17 protein-coding genes and 1 pseudogene are annotated in these 20,102 nt (G+C 57.4%); 6 read left to right on the top strand and 12 right to left on the bottom strand.

Annotated elements, in window-relative coordinates; genetic code table 11:
• Positions 1–666 precede the first annotated feature (666 nt).
• Positions 667–1,383 carry a sulfite exporter TauE/SafE family protein gene (locus tag QJT82_RS39880; protein ID WP_016840024.1) on the bottom strand — a complete coding sequence of 239 codons (717 nt, stop codon included), beginning with the start codon at positions 1,381–1,383 and terminating at the stop codon, positions 667–669.
• An 823-nt stretch (positions 1,384–2,206) separates the two neighbouring features.
• Here QJT82_RS39880 and QJT82_RS39875 point away from each other — a divergent pair.
• Positions 2,207–2,392 (top strand): hypothetical protein, encoded by a 186-nt coding sequence (locus tag QJT82_RS39875; RefSeq protein ID WP_028343890.1) that lies wholly within the window; start codon positions 2,207–2,209, stop codon positions 2,390–2,392.
• 577 nt (positions 2,393–2,969) lie between these two features.
• On the top strand, positions 2,970–3,695 hold the full coding sequence (locus tag QJT82_RS39870) for a LuxR family transcriptional regulator (protein ID WP_016840022.1): 726 nt from the start codon (positions 2,970–2,972) through the stop codon (positions 3,693–3,695).
• Between the two features lie 271 nt (positions 3,696–3,966).
• On the opposite strand, the gene QJT82_RS39865 is transcribed toward QJT82_RS39870, so the two are convergent.
• The 11 genes and pseudogenes from QJT82_RS39865 to nodD1 all read right to left on the bottom strand — a co-directional run bounded on the left by QJT82_RS39865 (position 3,967) and on the right by nodD1 (position 15,923).
• Positions 3,967–4,689 carry an outer membrane beta-barrel protein gene (locus QJT82_RS39865; RefSeq protein ID WP_016840021.1) on the bottom strand — a complete coding sequence of 241 codons (723 nt, stop codon included), beginning with the start codon at positions 4,687–4,689 and terminating at the stop codon, positions 3,967–3,969.
• A 618-nt stretch (positions 4,690–5,307) separates the two neighbouring features.
• On the bottom strand, positions 5,308–5,580 hold the full coding sequence (locus QJT82_RS39860) for a hypothetical protein (protein ID WP_075968984.1): 273 nt from the start codon (positions 5,578–5,580) through the stop codon (positions 5,308–5,310).
• A gap of 1,048 nt (positions 5,581–6,628) precedes the next feature.
• Positions 6,629–7,003, bottom strand: a complete 375-nt coding sequence (locus QJT82_RS39855; RefSeq protein WP_016840019.1) for a hypothetical protein — start codon at positions 7,001–7,003, stop codon at positions 6,629–6,631.
• A 945-nt stretch (positions 7,004–7,948) separates the two neighbouring features.
• Entirely contained in the window at positions 7,949–8,974 is a 1,026-nt protein-coding gene (locus tag QJT82_RS39850; protein WP_028343891.1) for an LLM class flavin-dependent oxidoreductase, read from the bottom strand.
• 169 nt (positions 8,975–9,143) lie between these two features.
• Positions 9,144–9,401, bottom strand: a pseudogene (locus QJT82_RS39845) (transposase); the annotation flags it as partial.
• A 60-nt stretch (positions 9,402–9,461) separates the two neighbouring features.
• Complete coding sequence (locus QJT82_RS39840) at positions 9,462–9,671, bottom strand: hypothetical protein (RefSeq protein ID WP_225164195.1); 210 nt, start codon at positions 9,669–9,671, stop codon at positions 9,462–9,464.
• 679 nt (positions 9,672–10,350) lie between these two features.
• A complete protein-coding gene (locus QJT82_RS39835) occupies positions 10,351–11,463 on the bottom strand; it encodes a branched-chain amino acid ABC transporter substrate-binding protein (RefSeq protein WP_264641771.1) in 1,113 nt (370 codons plus the stop codon).
• 240 nt (positions 11,464–11,703) lie between these two features.
• Entirely contained in the window at positions 11,704–12,417 is a 714-nt protein-coding gene (locus QJT82_RS39830) for a MerR family transcriptional regulator (RefSeq protein ID WP_026192373.1), read from the bottom strand.
• A 122-nt stretch (positions 12,418–12,539) separates the two neighbouring features.
• Positions 12,540–12,749 (bottom strand): hypothetical protein, encoded by a 210-nt coding sequence (locus tag QJT82_RS39825; RefSeq protein WP_075968983.1) that lies wholly within the window; start codon positions 12,747–12,749, stop codon positions 12,540–12,542.
• Positions 12,750–13,342: 593 nt separating this feature from the next.
• A complete protein-coding gene (nodD2, locus tag QJT82_RS39820) occupies positions 13,343–14,338 on the bottom strand; it encodes a transcriptional regulator NodD2 (RefSeq protein ID WP_016848463.1) in 996 nt (331 codons plus the stop codon).
• A 640-nt stretch (positions 14,339–14,978) separates the two neighbouring features.
• Positions 14,979–15,923: a transcriptional regulator NodD1 gene (gene nodD1 / locus QJT82_RS39815; protein ID WP_016848464.1), complete on the bottom strand. Its 945-nt coding sequence runs from the start codon at positions 15,921–15,923 to the stop codon at positions 14,979–14,981.
• 850 nt (positions 15,924–16,773) lie between these two features.
• On the opposite strand from nodD1, the gene QJT82_RS39810 reads away from it, so the two are divergent.
• From QJT82_RS39810 to nodS, 4 genes are read left to right on the top strand one after another with little or no spacing between them, the layout of a single operon-like run.
• Entirely contained in the window at positions 16,774–17,406 is a 633-nt protein-coding gene (locus tag QJT82_RS39810; RefSeq protein WP_026192374.1) for a NodA family N-acyltransferase, read from the top strand.
• Positions 17,403–18,062, top strand: coding sequence for a chitooligosaccharide deacetylase NodB (gene nodB, locus QJT82_RS39805; RefSeq protein WP_016848466.1), 660 nt, complete (start codon positions 17,403–17,405; stop codon positions 18,060–18,062). The genes QJT82_RS39810 and nodB overlap by 4 nt, the downstream gene beginning before the upstream one ends.
• Before the next feature lie 16 nt (positions 18,063–18,078).
• The gene (gene nodC / locus QJT82_RS39800) at positions 18,079–19,452 is read left to right on the top strand and encodes a chitooligosaccharide synthase NodC (protein ID WP_264641772.1); all 1,374 of its coding nucleotides are present in this window, start codon (positions 18,079–18,081) and stop codon (positions 19,450–19,452) included.
• On the top strand, positions 19,388–20,095 hold the full coding sequence (gene nodS, locus QJT82_RS39795) for a nodulation methyltransferase NodS (RefSeq protein WP_307724585.1): 708 nt from the start codon (positions 19,388–19,390) through the stop codon (positions 20,093–20,095). The genes nodC and nodS overlap by 65 nt, the downstream gene beginning before the upstream one ends.
• Positions 20,096–20,102: the final 7 nt, after the last annotated feature.

Here is a 20,102-nt window from a genome sequence, read left to right as displayed (position 1 = left end):
GTATCCAGGGCCGAAGGCTGCGCTGCGAGCGTGGATGTGATCCACCATCTCGACCCATCACCGCGAGGCAAGCGACATCCCGCGCAGGTCCGGGTGGAGCGGCTTCTCATCGCTCACCTTCCTTCGCTATAGGCGGCAGCTCTCGGATAGATGCCATGAGCAGGACGTGTCCGTTGGAGATACCATGGATAAGAAGTTGCTCATTAGATGAGGCGCGACAAGCGCGAGATCATACAACCTGACGCTACGTGAGATTCAAGGCTCTTGGAGCCACGCAGAAAGCATTTTAGACGCCACGCCCAAAAAAATGGACAGGCCTCATTTCCGCCACGCTGCTTGTCTCATTGCCGCAAGCATCGTCACGGATGTACTGATGATGTTGGGGCGGACCCGGCGCACTTCCAACCCCGGCAAAGTGCGTCGGGGCGCCTTGGCTCGGCGACGTCCCATCGCCAATACAGGCAGCTCACCAATTCACAACCAAGTGTCAGGTTTTGCTAATCCCGGATCCGAGTCCGACCAACTTCTCACGCGATCGCTATCTGACGATGCGTTTCTGTCCGCCTAGCGCTTTATGTCGCTTGCTTTTGCGCTTGCTTTTACAGTTATCAATCTTCGTAAGATTATCCAGATCAGGTCTTCATTGGTCGCGCTTCAGCTGCGCGATCATGCGCAAACCAATTGGATACCGGCAACGAATAGAACCGCCACGAGAATGAACCTGGCAGTTGTCTGGCTCATCCATTTCAGGCCGATCATCGTGCCTGCGACGGCACCCCCCAGCGCGGCGACTGCGTAAAGCCAGAAATACGAAGACGGAAATTGACCAGCGAGAAGAGCTCCAACGAAGCCGATTGTGGAATTAGCCAGAATAAATGGGGGCGACAGCGCGGCGCTCTGCTTCGGCGACGCCCAATTCAGGGCGATGAGCGTCGGGGCGAGGAACACCCCGCCGCCGACGCCGGTCAGGCCGGAAACCAGGCCAATCGCCGCTCCAATGCCCACCGTTCCCCAGATCGGATTTTCGCAAATGCGATCGGCGGCGCCTCCACGCCGCACGATCATCACGGCTCCTGCCAGTAGAATGACGACCCCGGTCAGCGTCTTATAAATGTCTTCTCCGAGCACCATAAGGCCACCGGCAAACGCCGCCGGCATCGATGAGAGCAGAAGCGGACGCAGCATTATCCAGTCGACGACTTTGTTGCGGTTGAAGACCCATGTAGCGTAAGTCGCGACAACAATGTTGAGACCAAGCGCCGTCGGGCGCATCTCTGTCGATGGCAGAGCAGCAAAAGCCATTAGCGCCAGAAATGCAGTACCACCCGCCTGGCCAACGGTCGTATAGAGCAGTGAGATGATCGCCAGGACCAGAGAAAACATACTTCACCGGTTTTGGCGACGCGCTTCGCCTTGGTTGCGAACCGCATCAAGGATGCCCTCCCGAGGCGAGGTGCAATTGTCTTTCCCGCGGGGTTGTTGCTTTGAATTCCGAGTTTAGTCAGAATGCGCTGCCGGACCGATCCTCAACCCAAATTGCATGACGATTGCCATGTGTCGATCGTCTCCATCAATTGTCAAGTTGGGTAGTTGACTGGACTGCCCAAGACTCTTGCAGGTGGATGGACAACGCATGTCGGGTAGGCAGTACTCCCGACCTCGCCTGACGTCCACGGGCATTCCGAGCCGTTACACATGCAAGGTCGGTTGCCGGTGATCGGACCCGTGTTTGTCGTCGATCTCTGATCGGCCAGCCTCCGTGCTTTCAGGCCAGAAGTTCGCTGCGCTTGGGATATCGACGCGTTGGAGGGGCTGCCGTCGCGAAAACGGCATTCTTTTTTTGATCTGGATCAATTGGTGCCGCGGCTCGCGCAAATGGTGCTGTCGCGTTTCCTTCCGATGTCACGATTGCTTCAATACGCCATGTACTGGAACCGCCCGTTTGCCAAGCCCTTGCTTCCACGAATGATTGTGCAAACACAAAAACTGGTATGACACTTGCTGGTCCGATCCCAAGTCCTCTCCCTTCTGGAGATGCACATGCAACGTGTCCTCTGCGTCAAGGAGCTCTCGCGACATCGCGTGTCTCTCGTTGCATCGTTGGCGCCACTTCTATTCGCCCCTTCGATTTATTCGCGCCGGACCTGCACGCCCCTCAGAGACCACGCATTAATGCTAGGTCGTTACCTCTTGGGGTTTCTGCTGCATGTTGATTATCGATCGCGTCCTCGACGCCGCGGAGGGGCCCAGGATCGGCCAAGGGCTGGCGATGCGAATTCGCAAGAGGGGGAGGAAAAATGACGCCACTATCACCTTCGCCGGCAAGCAGAGCATCGACGGTGACACCACGCAGTGGGGAGCCGGCGCCCGCCAGCGGGTCGGCGTACCCTAGCTCACCTCGTTCGGGAAGCTCAGTGCCTATAGTCTGCTCGTGCTCGACCTTGACATGCAGCGAAGCTTCATTCGCACCGGACCTGGGTTTCGCACGAGCCAATCTGACCTATGCTGACGCCGCAACCGGTCGTGCTGTTTGGTTCGTATCGCCGGCTGAACCGTTAGGACAGTCGGATTTCCTCAAATCCGCGCGCTCCGCATGTGCGTCAGAGATCGAGAGCGCGGACCAATCAAGGTGGCCGGCCCAGCGGCGATTCCTAGATTACCAGCGCGTCACAGGGGAGCCGGTTAGATCACATTGGATGGGCATCGGCGCTACGGTTGCGTCGCGTTGTTCGGCTTAAGACACAGGATAGCAGCGGCGCCTCGGTTGTTTGACGAAGACGATCACGCCGCCGCAGTGGCCGGCAGAGCCCCGAATTCGGAAATGGCGTCTGGCAGCATGCGGGCGCTCCAGACTTCTCGTAGAGCAAACCCGGGAGGTTCAGGCCGTGGAATCCAACTTGGCTCCGCCTGAAACAAGCGCAATCGAACGCAGCGACACCGACCATGATCGGCGTCCTCAGCCGCCGATCATGGATCGTTTTAGCTTCACTGAATGCGCAAAACAGACGCATTCGCTCAGAGCGCTGTTCGAGCTCCTCGTAAACTGCGCCACCGAAGAGGGGTTCGGTGAGGTTGCTTATGGCGCCCTCAACTTCGTTGAGCCACTTCGCCTGGCGGAATATCCACCCCCAACCGTGGCCGTGAAGTGGCCACCAGATTGGTGCGAGCGATACTTCAAACACAAGTATCACACCATCGATCCGGTGGTTCGGCGGACGCCGATGCTGTTGCGGCCGTTTTTGTGGGATCAACTCGCGAACCACTATGAACTTCAGCCAGACGAGAGACGCGTACTGGACGAGGCCAGGGAGGCCGGCTTGAAGCATGGTATGAGCGTGCCGTTGTTTGGGCCGCTGGGCCGTGTATCGGTGGTGTCGTTTGCATCTCCATCCGACGATGTTGATCCTCAGGACCGCATCGGCCATCTCAACGCATTGGCTTCGCTCTTTCATACCGCCCATGGCGAGATCGCACGTCCTTGCAATAATGGCGGAGAGAAGAAAGTGACCCTGTCGCAGCGGGAGATCACTTGCATGCGGTGGGTGGCGGAGGGAAAATCGTCATGGGAAATTGGGGTGATCTTGGAAATCAGCTTGAATACCGTCAATTTTCATATCAAAAACGCGATGCGAAAGTTGGGTGCGACCACCCGGATCCAGGCAGTCGCTATTGCGATTCGCCTCAATGTTTTTTGAATTGCTCACTCGAATTGGAGCTGGCGCCAACGGTTAATTGTTGCTCGCGCTTCCGTTGAGGCAAGCGATTGCAACCCCTCGTCGCGTCGGATCGGAGCTCCTCAACGAGTGTTGGAGCACGGCGATGCGTTTTATCCAGCCTATGAGCCAGCTGGGACGACTGGTGTTTGGAAAAGGCCGGCAGGGGGTGCTTGTTGGTCAAAGGAACTTGAAGAAAGAACCCCGACCGACGGTCGGGGATCTCGATTCGACGCCGCTGGCGTGGATATCACTATCTGCCAAACGCCGGGCTGAACTTGTAATTGAGCCGTGCCGAGATGAGATCGACGTCCTGGTGGACGCGATCGCCGCCGGATGTTGGGAAGAGCACGCTGCTGCCCTGCATGAACAAATGGTCATACTCAACGCCAGCCGACCAACTCGGCGTGAGGCTGACTTCGACCCCTGCGCCCAGCGCACCACCCCAACGCACATCGTCGTTCCTGGAAATCCCGGCTCCGGTAGTCACTGAATTGATGTGATAGGTGTTGCTGGTCACCGCAGCACCGCCCTTAGCGTACAACAGAACGGCATTGAACGCGTAACCGATGTGACCGGTTAGCAAGCCGAACGCATCCGTCTTGGTGCCAATGACGTCTGCCGGGAAGGCGGTGCTGACATTGGAGCCGTTGAAATCGGCCCAGTTGCCCTGACCTTCGATGCCATAGACTGTATTGAAGATCTGCCAACGATAGCCAATCTGACCACCGACGGTGGCTCCAGCCGAATTATGGCAGCCCTCGGGAGTGACGCCATTGAAATCCCAGCAATTATGGCTCGATCCCCAGCCCCCATTGATACCGATATAGTAGCCGGTCCAGTCGGTAACTGGGGGGGCAACCGGCAGCGGAGGCGCTTTGACGTTGAGGGGCTGCCCGGCGAAGTCCGCGCCAAATGCGGGAGCGGCCGCACCGAGTGCGCCGATGCATGCAGTCAGAATCAGCAAATTCTTCATTCGAGTGTTGTTCCTTTCGATGCCCCCCGGCGCTGTGCGTCTTAACAACATCGCCGCGAATTGCTGTAACTGCAGCACAACATTGTTTTGCAAGAAACGGGTCGAATCGAACGCTGCGTCAGATTGTTGGGCGCGCATTCATCGCCATGCACAGCCCGACCAAGATGCTCTTAGCCGATAGGCACGCACCATGAGCGAAGGTCAATACCGCCGATAGTAACTCTTGCACGCTTCTCAACGGTCTCTGTGCGCCCGCGGAGGAGCCAAAAAGGTCGATGCGGCTTGCCTGCTTCTAGTAGCTAATTTGCTTCGCGCTTGCGGATGCGGCAGCGCCTAACGAGGCATTACGCTGAAGTTGTCCAAGCGCGTCCCGAGTTTAGGGCATGAGTAGAATCTTCGTATGCACAGTGTCACGTTAAGGGGTAACGAGCTTATCCTGCCTCGTCGTCGCTTACTCTGACCCTTAGCTGACTTGCCCAGCGCTTGGCGCTTTGTACCCGCTGCATTAGTTCAGAAGCGGTTCGGGCAAAATAGTGGTGGAAAAATAATGCGACAACCATGTATCGAGAATGCTAATCTGCGACTTAAGATTGCGGAGAGCAGTGACATAGCTGATCGTTATTGCCGCGGAAGTGTGAGTAATCTTGCTGCCTTGGTCGAGGCTGTCAATTCTGCGCGTAATTTTCGTATCGCCTCGTTCGCCAGATGCAAGGTATTCCGTTCGCCGTTCCTTATCGAAGATTCCAGGGAAGCTCGCAATCGGCTATGAAGTACTGTCTTGTGATTATGTGCCAGCAGCGGATCCTTCTCGACAAAGCGCCACGCCTTGTCAAACGCGGCGCTCACGAGAATTTCGGGCGCCTGCATCTGCTCGGATGAGATCTGATCCATCTCAAACTCCAATCGATATCTTGAATACGAAGAGGTCGCGTTGTCGAAGCATCGAGTGCCGGTGGCCTATCAAGCAAGCAAGAGATCGGGTCCGTAGGCGCGCTCACGCATCGAGCCACTGTCGACGCTACGATCAGATTTATACAGACGCTTATTGAAGCGCGGATGACCGAACGTCGTAGTATCAAATTCAGTTCAATGATTCTGTATCACTCGAAGGCGGGCGTGCGTTATCGCGCGCTTTCATGCCGAATTGCCCAAATTGCTTGCGGTCGGTGGTGGTGGCTAATCCAAGAAACTAGAAGAGCGGGCCAGATTGGGTCGGCGCGACGGTGCTAGCGGACGAGCTGACCTTTCACCACATTCGTAACCTCGAAATACGAAGCGTTTGAACCCCAGTATTGACCGTTTTGTACGATTCACCGCCTAAGCGCGTGACGCAGTCTGGACAGTGTTTGTCGGCGTTCTAACATGATCGACGGCGCGCCCGTCTTTCTGTTGTTTGACCCGTTCGCATGGCCGCGTGGTGTGACGTTTTGCGTCAAGTGGGAGTGCAGTAGAGAAGGCGGTGACGAGATGCGGGGTAATTGCGATGATCTGGTTGGTGTTGTCCTGCAAGGAGCCGTGGAATGTAGTGCGTTGCGGGATGTAAGAGGTGCTGCCGCAACACAAGCGCCGAACCATTGAGGAAAACGTACCGAACGAGACAACCATGCCTCTGCGTCGCCACATACGTTGCTTCGCATTCATTCGCTTAGCTGCGGAATATAAGTCATTATAGATACGATGTACTTGATACAAGAAAGTCCAGCTGAGATGAGAGTCGATGATGACCTCCCCGGCGCGATGGCGTCCTTTCAAACCCCGCTGTGATGCCGGAGGTTGCAATATGACAGGGCAACGGAAGCGGCTCGCTCGCGAGACATAAGCCCATTGAATCTTGAGCCTTGCTGCGGTGCTGGGCGCGCAAAACCGCAGCGCGGCGTAAGCCCAGCTATGAATGGCGTTTCATCGCGTCCTCAACGGCCGGAGTACACCGAATCGAACGTCACTCCGCTGCACGCGACAGAATCAGTTTGGCGATCTTAATTCGGTTGGCAGGCGTACGCAGAGCCTCAGGTAAAGCTGCCACTGTTTGATCGAAAAGCCGGCCCAAGGCCTGAAGGTCTTCTGGATGATAGATGCCGCGGTCCGCCGACATTCGCGCTGTTTGCCCGTCGCTAGTGTAGCCGTTGGTCCTCGCATCGCCGAGCTGACCGAGCGCAAGCTCCGCATTTATCATTTCGTTTGTGAGTGCGTTAAGCAGCCGGACCGCTTCGAGTTCGTTGCCTTCTTCACCGATGAGGGCGGCAACGATGCCCAGTTGCAGGTCGATGCGGTGCTTCAGGTCCTGTATACGCGAATTGGAAGGATCGAGTTCCACGGTGTTTCTCCAGAGTAATTAAGAGCAGGCCTAGGCTAAGTAAAGAGGTGCGTCGTTTGTCGCGTTCGCGGGGCTGCAGGCGCGTGACGAGAACGAATTGCCGCTGCAGAAGGCTGTGCACACGCGCAGTCAGTCGCGAACAGCGCATAGAATGAGATGACCGCGGTGCAAGTTTGCAGAAAGCAGGTGAAGGCGGCCAGCGCCGAGTAGCGCTGAGGGTGTGAGCGAGTGAGAATCGCCGACCACGATGATGTGGGGGTCCGGTTCGCCTTGGCCGAGGGCCCAGTTCGCTTGTCAGAGGCCTAGCCGGCGCACGCATGGACCCCAGCCGATAAGAGTGCGTGAGAGCCAATCTCCTGGAACGCCTTTAGCATGACGACAATTAGGTCGGCGACTACGCGGTAGATGGCGCGTGGGACGTTGCGATGCGCCATCCGACTATGGGTGCGCAGCACGTGCCGCGATTTGCAGGATGGGGTAGTCTCATTGGTGATGCAGGCACGCGCGGCTGGAGATGCCCGGCGACGACGCTCAAAGCAAACTGGGTTCATTGTCACACGTGGTTCGTGAAGGGCTGCTTTCCGAAAATCGGCGATTGACTATGGGGTATTTGGTTAAGAACGGTAAAATCGAAAGTTTTGATGGGATGCATCCAGCTCGCGGATAGCGCGCGCGATCGGGGGATCCGCTCTGGAAGACGCATGAGGCCAGCAGCATATGAACAACGTTGGCTTGACATGCCGCCGCTCTCCAAATCAGTTCACGTCACCGCCGACGACGTCGGCCGAGAGGCCTGCACGATGGTCATCGGGGCGAGTCAGTCCTCATCGGTCTTTGGACCTCCTGCTGAATAAGGCAGGAGGTCCTAGATAAGCGACTTCGGGACATCCAATCATAGATGGAGGTCGCGACGCGCTGCCTCTCTGAGGTGCCAAAATCGGATAGTCATTGTCCGGCGATGATCTCGGATCTGATTGTGGTTGCGGTGTATAGAGAAGTTTCCAGCGGGAGGTTCCCGAATGCAAGCTGGCAAAGTAGGTAGTTGGCGCCCGCTTCCTCCATCTGGTTAAGAAGGAGCTGTCGGGCGGAAGCTGGTGTTCCGACGACGCACAATTCGTTCTCGAGCGCTGCATCGAAGGTCAGCGGCAGGGTAGGTGGTGTCGGAATGGCGTTCAGCTCGTATACGAATCTAAAGCTCTCGAGCCATCGCTGATAAGCGGTTTCCGCTGCTGCATGGGCGTCTCGGTCAGACTGCGCAATCACGACCATGCGGAGCAGACCAAGAAACGGCTCCCGATCGTCCGCGTCCGTCATGCCCGCCCGATGCGAGCGGAACGCATTCGTAATGTTTCGGACAGCTGAGGAGCGGCCTTGGCACGCCAGATTGGCGCCATTTTCAGCGGCCCATTCCGCCGACTCGGTCCGGCTGCTCGTGATCCAGGTCGGCGGACATGGATGCTGATGAGGCTTCATGGTCAAAGGTATCTCGCTCAGCTCAAAAAATCGTCCGTGATAGGATAGCGTATGCCCCTTAAGCGCGGCATTTAGGATTTCGCTGGCTTCCTCATAACGCTCTGGCGCCGCGTCCGCGCTGACGCCGAAATAGCCCCATTCGGTCGGCAGGGAGCCACGTCCGATACCGAGCTCGAGCCTGCCGCCGCTCAATTGGTCAAGCATGCAGATCTCTTCGAACGCGCGCAAAGGATGATAGAGGTTGAGCAACAGGACCAGCGGACCAACGCGCAGTCTCTGGGTACGCTGCGCGACGCTCGATAAAAACAGATTCGGCGACGGCCCTCTGCCATGTGGTGTGCAGTGATGCTCGGCTAGGTGATAAGCGTAAAATCCCAGAGAATCACACACTTCCGCCAACTTGAGGCGATCTTCGTATTGTCGCGCGACATCGCGACCGTCGTCGTCCAAATGGTCGAAAATGCCGCACGTTAGTCTTGGAGGAGGGCTGTTTTTCACTTGATCATCTCCGTTTGTGGAACAGAAGTCCCGGTTGCCTGATGTCGTCTGTCTCAAAGACGGCTCGTTCGCTATTTGACCGCTTTTGACTTCTCTCGTTGGGTGCAGGCACCGAGCTTGCACGATGCGATTGGGTCATGAGAATCTGCAAATGGCGGTCTGATCACTACTTTGACAGGAGCTCGCGAAGGGCCGTCACACCGAGCATGTGCTCCACCAGAAGCATCTTTAGCTTCACGTTCTCCTCTTCCAGGGCCCTCAATCGCTTGGCCGCAGGAACGTCCATGCCGCCAAACTTGGCTTTCCAATTGTAGATTGCCGCCTCAGAGATCCTGTGCCTACGAGCTAGATCGGCCGCTTTCGCGCCGGCCTCATGCTCCCTCAATATCGCGATAATGTGCTCTTCCGTGAATCTCGGTCGCTTCATCTGTCCGCCCTTCTTGGGGGAGGACTTGCACTCCGGCCAGAGCAAATTGCCAATAGGAGGTCAGCTGCCGCGCGCCAGCACGACGCTTGGGTCGGAGGGTACTCCAGAAGGGTCAAGTTCAGCGAAGTCGGCTGCAACTTCCTGCCTTTCAGGCCCGACAGGCCGAAGGTTGTTCGCGAAGGCATAACGGCGCCCAAAGATGCGCACGCCGATGGCATGGCCGATCACATTGATGTCGAGAATGTTCTGGCTCGTGTGTAGCCAGCCCATTGGCATGTCGCGGCGGCCGGCCTGACGGCGGTTCGCTCCAAGGTGGAGCTTTTCCTCGCATGTCGGCATTGCCGTGCCAGGACGGTAACGAGCCTTCCAGTAAGGCGGCGGACAGCGGGAATGGGGGCCCATTGATGGCAACGCAAGTCACGAGGAGAGCTGTTCGGTCGGAACGCCAATTGGCCGTCTTGCCGTGTGCTGTTCGCAGGACCTCGCACGGGGCGCGCCTGCTCATAGAGTGCAGCGCGCATGTGCATCTGTCGGTATGCCGGCTCGATGACGCAAATTGCTGATGCAAATTGAGTTCCATGGCTACGTTGTGGGAAGAAACCACCGGCACTTCGTGATGTCGCCGAGCCGTTGCAGACGGCATAGAGGCCTACTTGAGGAGGAGCCGGTGAACCAAAAAGAGCGACCATCGGTCTGATCAAGACATGCCTGCCAAGGTGGTCGTGCGATACTGAGGGTTTGCACAAGCACTACTTGTTTATCATCGGACGCAACTCATCCCCCAGTGGATCGACGTCAGGCAGCTCTGCCAGCGCTGCAGCGAACGCCAAAAATGCTCCGAAAACCGCGAGTATAAGAGTGCACGCCAGTAGGGCCGCACCAAGGTCGTGAGGGCGTTTCATTCTCTGTATCACTGGCTGAATTGTGGGAGGTTGCTCGTCGTCCCCGATCAGTTCTGCTTGACGGCTTCAACATGCCCGTCACGCCAGCGGTAAACGAGAAATCCAGGAGCCGCGTTGTCTCCTTTAAAATCAAACAGTATTGGGCCTATCACGGTATCGATCGGCCACGAACGAAGTGCGCTGGCCACTCGTCGAGCATCGAAAGAGCTGGCCCGCTTTACCGCCTCTGCCCATGCTTGGACTGCTGCATAGGCGTAAAGCGTGTATCCTTCGGCAGACAGATTGGCAGCGCTGAGTCTGGCCACGATGCCGGCCGCTTTGGCATTCTTGACGGGGTCGGCCATGAAGGTGAACAATGTGCCATTTCCTGCACTGCTGGTAATGGCCCAGAATTCAGAGGTCATCAGTGGATCGTTTGCCATGACGATGAGGCCGGCACCTGCTTCTGACGCCTGGCGTACGATCAGTCCAATTTCGGTATGATAGCCGCCGATATAGGCGACCCGCACGCCGTCCTTCTTCATTCTTGAGACCAGTGCTGCGTAATCCTTTTCACCGGCTATGTAGCTTTTTCGAATGACGTGCTCGCCGGATTTCTGCAGCTGTGCCGCAACCACGTCGGCAATGCCCTTACCCGCCGTGCTCTTGTCGTCGAGCACTGCGATCGTCTCGTTATGGTGATTTGCGTGAATGTACTCAGCTGCAACGAGACCCTGTTGGTCGTCACGGCCGCAAATCCGAAACACCGTCTTAAGGCCACGTTCTGTCAGTTGAGGACTTGTCGAGCCAGGTGACATTTGAATGATGCCTGCTTCATCGTAGACGTCAGAGGCCGGAATCGACGAAGAAGAACAAAAGTGACCAACGACTAGCCGGACGCGCTCGGTTGTGAGTTTATTCGCAACTGCGACGGCTTGCTTGGGGTCGCAAGCGTCATCGACGACGGTCAATATCAGCTTGGTATCGGGAAGTATGCCCGACGCGTTCAAAGCCTCGACGGCGGCCGCCGCTCCATTGCGCATTTGTGCGCCAAACGCCGCGCTGCTTCCGCTCATAGGACCAGCTACGGCAATATTGACGTCGGAGGCGCGCGTAGTCGGGCCGACGGCGCAGAAGAGCAGTGCTGCACTGGCAGCTAAAACGTAACGCCGACCCAACATTGTAGGGCTCCAATGCTCACCTGAAGTGAACCGCCAGCGCCGGCGGCTCGATTTGCTTCCAAGCCTGATGTGGTCGCTTCTGCCAAGCGAAGTCGTGCGCGTCAGCTTGGCTACGCCGCGACCATGATAGAGCCTACAATTTGACGTTACGTGCGGTTCAAGTCCCTTTGTGAGAAACTAATAAACCGTGGTCTCGGCGGAATGATCAGCGAGATCCTGCGCATCCCTGCGCCCAGGCCGTCAGTACGGCTGATCCTCCAGCCCCGCAAGGGCGAGGTCGAGATACTGCATAAGAGTAGGATCCCAACCGGCCAGACTGCGAGGGGCACTCAACCGCGCAAGGACCTTCAGGATCGTTGAAACGCGCGAATCGGCTCCGGCGATTTCGCTGATCAGCAGCCGCGCTGCAACCGCCACAGCTTTCGCTCGCTCACCGCAAGGGTGTTCGCCCCGATCCATGCAATCACGCAGTTCGTCGCGGATTCGCCTCCACCGCTCCTCGCGCTCTATAGCCAATTTGCACGTACATCGGGACGTCTGACTACGCGTCTGGACCTTAGACATCGCATCCAAGGTTGCAGGCAGCTCATCTACACTTACCTGGATCTCACTGCCTGTCGTCATGTCGCGTAAACGATCTCGCAACAGGGTCGCTCGAGCGACTTGAAGTTCGATCCGCTCCAAATGTTTGCGCAGCAGGTCAATGAGTGAGGTAGTGCCCTCCATTGCCTTACGTATCTCGTGAAGGGAGAAGCCAAGCTCACGTAACGCGCGAATCTGATGAACTCGTTGGACGCTTTCACGATCGTACATCCGGTGACCGCCGTCTGTGCGCTCCGATGCGGCCAAGAGCCCGGTATGTTCATAATGATGCAGCGTGCGTACCGTCACTCCGGTCGCCTCTGCAAGTTCGCCAATGCGCCATCGACGCCTTCGTGGTGTAGCTTTGCTCATGTTGTTCAATTTCAAAGCCTACAACCTGACGTCACGTATGATTCAAGCTATTTCAAAGCTCTAGCTGGATCGTCTTCCATTCCAGCGTAAGAGATGGTGACTATCCTCAGAATGGTTGGCGATCAACCCTTAGGTGAAATGATGATCAACAAGTTCATCAGGCATGCCAGCCTGGACGCGCCGCTCTCTGTACTATCCAAGATGAGTTTGGCGACTGCGGTCCGATTTTCAGGCGTTCGCATCGACGGCGGTAACGCATTGATTGCGCCATCAAACAGGCTTCCTAAGACAGATAGTTCTTCCGGATCGAATACGCCGCTGTACTGTTCCAACGGTCGGCTCCTTGTTTGTCATTGCGCCAAGGCGGCGCACGTCGTCAAGACGTTTGGCCGCGATAGGGCCAAAAGAAGTCAGATCAGCGGCGCGGAGCGAGGAAGATGCATGGCGCCTTAAGGTGATGCGACAAGGCAACACAGGCGCGCGGTGTCTTGCAAAATAGCACGAGCGATTCCCGTCATCTGTACAATCGCTCGGCGGGCTGGCCGCGCGTCATGTGCGGCTCGGCGGAGGAATCGACTCCGCGCATTCGGAGCACGACTGGTTCTGAGCGCGGATGGCGCGAGCCCCGAGTTGATCTTGCTCATGCCGCTACGTGAGGCCGCGCTCAAGGGCGGGGCCTGGCCCGCGCGATGTATCGAGCGCTTGGTGCGGCGCTTCTGACGTGTGGCCCCTCTGAAACAACTCAATAGGTGACTTGAACTGCCACCTGACGTCGGGCGGCATGCCAATTTGCAAATCCCGCGGCAACGTCATGATAGCCGTCGGCAGCGAAGACGCTGGACGTGAGTTAGAGCAGGAGAAGTCTAAAGTGTGGCTGTAGAGACATGCAGCGGGATATAGGAGGCGTGCACGTCCTTGAGAGGAGTCACGATAGTCGCGAGGCAACGCTCGTCAGGCGTCCTTCAGTGTCCGCTTGCTCCGAAGCGTAGCTCATGGAGCAATCATCACTCGTAGAGGTCATGCGAGCCGCCTCCTGCAACAATATCTCTCGCATCCAGATGCTTTCCGGATCGCTGTTCTGAAGGACAGGCCATTGGACCGCTTCGGTAAATGTTGGGAACGGCCGCGGAAGCTCGGCGATCCGAAGGGGCATCGTTGTTTCGAAATGCTTAACGAGCCTTAAAGGCATGGTTCCTATCCGGCTCGTGCCCATCAGCATGGGCGGGATCATGCCGTAGCTGTGCACGAGGATGTCGATGCGTCGGTTCAGGCCGCGATCAAGTAGAAACGACTCCTCGATGGGAGGCATGCGCGCAACTCCGAGCTTAACCGCAACATGGCCCATCGTCATGTATCGATCAAATGTAAGCCGTCGCCGTAGCTCGCCGTTCGTGCCGCAGCCTACACACACGAGCCTTTCCTCGAACAGGGCTATCCGCGGGTGCGCGCTGGACATGAATGGTTCCGGGAGGATAATGAAATCAAGCTCGCCGCGCCGGAGAAGTTCATCGTGCTCATCGGCGAGCGCTACCAGTTCGAAGCTGACGGCAGGAGCTTCGCGCGCGACACGCTCGGCGACATGTCGGAAGAATACGATCGTTATAAAATCGCAAAGGCCGATCCTGAACCGCCGATTCGATTGCGCCGGGTCGAATGCGTCGCGCGCGATAATGGAGAGCTCGATGTGCATCAGAGCCTCACGAACGGGTGCCGCCAGCCCCTCCGCGCGTGACGTCGGGACAAGTTTCCGGCCTCTCATCGCAAACAGCTCATCACGGAAATAGGAACGCAGCCGGGCAACGGCTGCGCTCATGGCCGGCTGACTGAGGTTAATCTTGCGTGCAGCTGCGGTAAGGCTGCGCTCAGTCATTAGGGCGTCAAGGGCGACGAGAAGATTCAGATCAAGGCCGTTGAAACGCATATCTCATTATCCGACGCGCTCGTCTTTTACAGTGCATACCATGAGCGACAACGGCTGCATCTGAAGCGGTGTCATTGGCTCGCGCGAATCAACTCAGTTCCTCTCGTGCGATTGCGAAGAAGCTCGCGGAGCATCGCAGAATGGCACGCAGTGCGCTCGGGGACGACGACCTGCGGCTCGAGCCGTCGGGAGCGCCAACCTGATCGATCTCGTCGATTCCCGGCACTCTCGCAACTCGACTTAGTCGAGCCGCCATTGGCAAACCAGCCTTAGTGCCTATCCTGCCATAGCCAGGAGTTCACGCGATGTGACCCGTTGACGTCCGCCTGCGCAGCATTGGTCAGGAGGCAAATTACAACCTGACGCAGTGTCAGGTTCAAGCGATTTAATTCGCTTCGCCAAATACCATCGTACTCGAAAGCTCGCGTCCTTCCGCGATGGCGTCGGACCTCGCGTGCAGTACAGGCGCACTACACGGTTTGCGGGATCGTTAGGCGCACGGGCCGGCAATCGTTCACAATCCCGGGCCGGCTCGCGCGTGCGTTTTGCAGCATGGCCGTCCGGGAAGCTAAAATGACAAGGCAGACACGTCGAATGATGAGTGGGATATTTGCATCTGCCGGAGCAGCTTGTGGTGGACCTAGCAGCGCCTGCGCGTTGGTAGTTTCCGATCTGCAGATCCCATGTTGGACGCCTCCTCCAACAATATCCGCCGCATCCAAATGCTCGCCGGATCGGTATTGTGGAACGCAGGCCACTGCACGGCCTCGGTAAAAGTGGGCAGTGGGAGTGGTGGCTCGACGATCCGCAGGGGCATCCACTTTTCGAAGTGTCTGGCTAGACGTAAGGGCATTGTTCCTATGCGGCCCGTGTCGAACAATATGGGCGGAATCAGGCTAAAGCCCTGCACAACGACCTCGATGCGCCTTTTCAAGCCGTGCTCGAGCAAGAACCACTCCTCGAGGTTGGGCCTCAGCGCCCGTCCGAACTTGGCGGTGACGTGCCCCATTGAATTGTATTTCTCGAATGTAAGTGGTCGCAATAGCTGCTTGTTCGTGCGGCATCCCACGCATACGAGGGTCTCATCGAATAGCGTCGCCTTAGGATGCGCGCTCGACATGAACAATTCCGGCAAAATGAGAAAATCCACTTCGCCGCGGCGAAGCAGCTCACCGGGTTCATCGGAAAATGGCAGCAATTCGAAGCGCACCGCAGGCGCCTCCTGTGCGATACGATCAACAATTCTCCGAAAAAACACGATTGTCATGAAATCGGAGAGAATGACCCTGAAGCGTCGGCTCGACAGGGTCGGGTCGAACGCATCCCGAGAAATGATCGAGAGTTGGATGTGCAGCAGGGCCTCGCGAACCGGACCCGCAAGCGCCTCCGCGCCGGGTGTCGGGACGAGCTCGCGACCTCTCATCGTAAACAATTCATCGCGAAAGTAGCTGCGCAGCCGCGCGATCGCAGCGCTCATGGCGGGCTGGCTCAGGTTAATTTGGCGCGCCGCCGCTGTGAGGTTGCGCTCCGTCATTAGAGCATCGAGCGCAACGAGAAGGTTTAGATCAAGTCCCTTGAACCGCATGTCGTGAGTCTATCCATCGTGTGGATGTGTTCTATCGAAACAATCGATTTTACCAAACTGCGGATTGTTGGATAGCAAACATCAGTTTGGAAAATGAATTAGGTATGCCACGATGGCTATTGGTCGTACGCGGGCTCCGAGAAGAAATCCTGGACGTGCGAGGATCTGCCGAATCCGTGTGCGAAGTGGCTATCTCTGCCGCACGCGCGTTGCGCCTGTTATAGGTGCGACTCTCACGCGATGCGACGCTAGGCAGGCCTCGATAAACCTTCGTATGCGCGTTCCATCCCTTTCCATATCGGCGGTTTACCCGCGTACACTTGAGGGCGTGCTCAGCCTCACCTTAGTGTCGCGACCAAGCAGCGTGCGCAGATCGCAGATGCCGAATACTTCCGGCGACTGGCCAAATGGCGCGCCTGTCCATCGCAATACAAGGCGAGTCGAAGATGCATAAGACCGAAGTTGATCTAGTGCCCGCCGCGTGTGTCCTCGATGAGCTTTCACACACCGATGGGCAGCCCTCAGAGAGGGTAATGCCGATCGCGATCTTGGGCGCGACGGAGCTCTCCCAGGATGCAGATGGAGTCTGCACAACCCGATCGCCTCATTGGGATGTCCGGGCATATGTCGACCATGGCATTGCTGGAACGACACGTGCGAGCTGCGCCATCGTCTCGCCGCCAACGATGGCGCCACTCCGATTCAGTCAACTCTCGGGCGACCTGGCGAGAATAGTCGAGCGCGGATGCCGCATGCCAACACATTCCAGATTGATCAGCGGTTCGGCGAATAGCGAGTGTCTTACGTGACTATATCCGCTCTCATCCCTACTGGCGCAGGGAAGTCCGCCATGAATATTGCCGTGTCGCCGTCTGCGGAAGAGCCTTCCGCGCGCACTCAGGTCCAGTGGAGCCTTCGCTGGGAAAGCGAGCTGCAGCTCGCCGATCATGCCGAGCTCGCCGATTTCTTTCGTAAGAGCTATGGGCCGACTGGTGCATTCAATGCACAGCCATTCGAGGGTATTCGAAGTTGGGCCGGCGCAAGACCTGAAATGCGCGTAATCGGTTACGACGCGCACGGCGTCGCTGCTCATATTGGCTTACTGCGCCGCTTCATCAAGATTGGCGGCGTTGATCTTCTCGTGGCCGAACTGGGATTGTATGCCGTCCGTCCAGATCTTGAGGGGCTTGGAATTAGCCACTCAATGCGCGTGATGTATCCTGCGCTGCAGGAGCTTGGGGTGCCGTTCGGCTTTGGTACGGTCCGGCCCGCACTTGAGAAGCATCTGACCAGACTGGTCGGAAGGCGAGGGTTGGCAACCCTCATGCCAGGCATTCGCGTCCGCTCCACCCAGGCAGATGTCTACCCCAATTTGTCGCCGATCCGCATCGAAGACGTGCTCGTGGTGGTGTTCCCAGTTGGACGCTCAATGGGCGAGTGGCCGGCGGGAACAATTATCGATCGGAACGGGCCCGAGCTGTGAATGAACTCATCCCCCTATCTGCGGTGCGGTGCAACTACGGCGACGTTAGCGGAAGTCGTTCGGTCTACTTGACCTTCGATGATGGGCCCAATCCATTTTGCACGCCGCTCGTCCTCGATGTCCTGACGCAACATCGGGTCCCCGCGACTTTCTTCGTTATCGGCACGTACGCGGCCGACCAACCTGAACTCATTCGACGAATGATCGCCGAGGGGCACGAGGTTGCGAACCACACGATGACGCATCCCGATCTGTCCAGATGCGAAGCAGCGGAGATACATGATGAGGTGCTAACGGCGAGCAGGGCAATCCGATTGGCATGCCCACAAGCGTTGCCCCGGCACATGCGGGCACCCTACGGCATATGGACCGAAGACGTGCTTGCTACGTCGGCCAAGGCTGGCCTCGCTGCTGTGCACTGGTCGGTCGATCCGAGAGATTGGTCGCGTCCTGGGGTTGATAGCATCGTGAAGTCAGTGCTGGCGGCTGTTCGCCCGGGAGCAATTGTGCTCCTGCACGACGGATATCCGCCCGGCGAGGAGGCGTCGTGCATCGACAGTACCTCGCGTGAACAGACGGTGAGGGCGCTGGCATATCTGATTCCGGCACTGCAACTGCGCGGGTTCGAAATCCATCCGCTTCCTCAACTTCACTGAACAAAACTGGCACCCCATGGATCTGCTCGCTACAACCAGCGCTGTCGCCGTTTCGTCTTATGCGCTGCTCTCGACCATCTACAAGAGCGCGCAGGCGCTTTACGCTCAGCCGACCAATCCCTCATCGCTGCAGAACGATCTCGAGCAAGCCGGGGTGGTTCTGCCCAGCGTGGATGTAATCGTGCCCTGTTTCAATGAGGACCCAAACACACTCTCCGAATGCCTCGCGTCGATTGCAAGTCAAGACTACGCCGGAAAACTGAGAGTCATTGTGGTCGACGATGGATCCGCAAATCGCGATCTGTTGGGACCCGTACACAAAATCTATGCGAGCGATCCGAGGTTTCGCATCATCTTGATGGCCAAGAACGTCGGAAAGCGCAAGGCGCAGATTGCTGCGATACGCAGCTCTTCCGGCGATCTGGTCCTGAACGTCGACTCGGATACGATCCTTGCCGTCGACGTGGTCACGAAGCTTGTATCGAAGATGCAGGACCCCGACGTCGGCGCGGCCATGGGGCAGTTGGTAGCGAGCAATCGCAACGAGACCTGGCTGACCAAGCTGATCGATATGGAATACTGGTTGGCTTGCAACGAAGAGCGCGCGGCGCAGGCACGCTTCGGCGCCGTGATGTGCTGCTGCGGGCCGTGTGCCATGTATCGTCGCTCTGCGCTCGCCTTGCTGCTTGATCAATACGAAACGCAATTTTTTCGTGGAAAGCCAAGTGATTTCGGCGAAGATCGTCATCTAACGATCCTTATGCTCAAGGCGGGGTTTCGAACCGAGTATGTCCCCGACGCGATCGCAGCAACAGTGGTGCCGGACAGCCTTGGACCATATCTGCGACAGCAACTACGCTGGGCGCGCAGTACCTTTCGAGACACATTTCTTGCGTTGCGCTTGCTGCCCGAGTTGGATCGCTATCTGACGCTCGACGTTGTCGGACAAAATCTCGGCCCCTTGCTTCTCGCCCTCTCATCACTGGCTGCGCTCGCGCAGTTCGTCATCGGCGGGTCAGTGGCCTGGTGGACGGTGCTGACGATTGCGGCCATGACGATGGTCCGGTGCAGTGTGGCAGCGTTCCGTGCTCGCGATATGCGGTTTCTCGGCTTCTCGCTTCACACACCCATCAATATCTTTCTCTTGCTGCCGATGAAAGCCTACGCGCTTTGTACATTGAGCAATAGCGATTGGCTGTCGCGTAAAGTCATGGTGGCAAGCGACGGAGAGAATAGAGCTGTCATTCCGCATGCGGCCACCGGAATAAGCTCCGCGAGAAGTGGTGTGAGCTCTGCCGCAATTTGTAAGCCCGGGCTTTCGCACCGTGCATCGAGCGTGGCGGCGACCGAGAGTGTTTGCGGTCCCGAGCGATCGAGCGCCTACAAATAGGTTGGATGCCCCCGTGACATCGGACAAGAACTATCAGCTATTGGAGCGCGAATTGGCTGTCGATGATCCATGGCGGCTCGACAGCAATTCGTTCGAGCAGGAGCGATACGCGCAGATGCTGCGGATGTCGCGTTGCAACGGTGACGTTGTGCATGCCCTCGAGGTCGGATGTGCAGCCGGTGCGTTCACCGAAATGCTGGCGCCGCACTGCCAAAGGCTCACCGTGGTCGATGTCATGCCTCAGGCGATCGAGCGTGCGCGCCAGCGGACCAAGAGGTGGTCACATATCACATGGATAACATGCGACATTCAGCAGTTCTCGACGGCTGAGCAGTTCGATCTGATCGTCGTGGCCGAGGTTCTTTACTACCTCAAGGACATCGCCGAGATGCACACAGCCATCCTCAATCTGGTCGGTATGCTTGCACCAAATGGCGCTCTGGTGTTCGGGTCCGCGCGTGATGCTCCGTGTCGACGCTGTGGGCACGCTGCCGGTGCGGAAACAGTGATTTCTCTCTTCAATGAGAACCTATCCGAGATCGAGCGTCTTCATTGCCATACTGAGTCGGTCAATGAAGACTGTTTGCTCGTGCTGTTCCGGAAGCCGATTAACTCGTCAGAACAACCAAATTACGGTCATTAGGGCCAGG

The organism is Bradyrhizobium sp. Mp19, from assembly GCF_029952935.1.
In the GTDB taxonomy this organism is placed as follows: domain Bacteria; phylum Pseudomonadota; class Alphaproteobacteria; order Rhizobiales; family Xanthobacteraceae; genus Bradyrhizobium; species Bradyrhizobium elkanii.
Note: the sequence above shows the minus strand (reverse complement) of the source record. Positions and strands in the feature narration are given on the sequence as shown.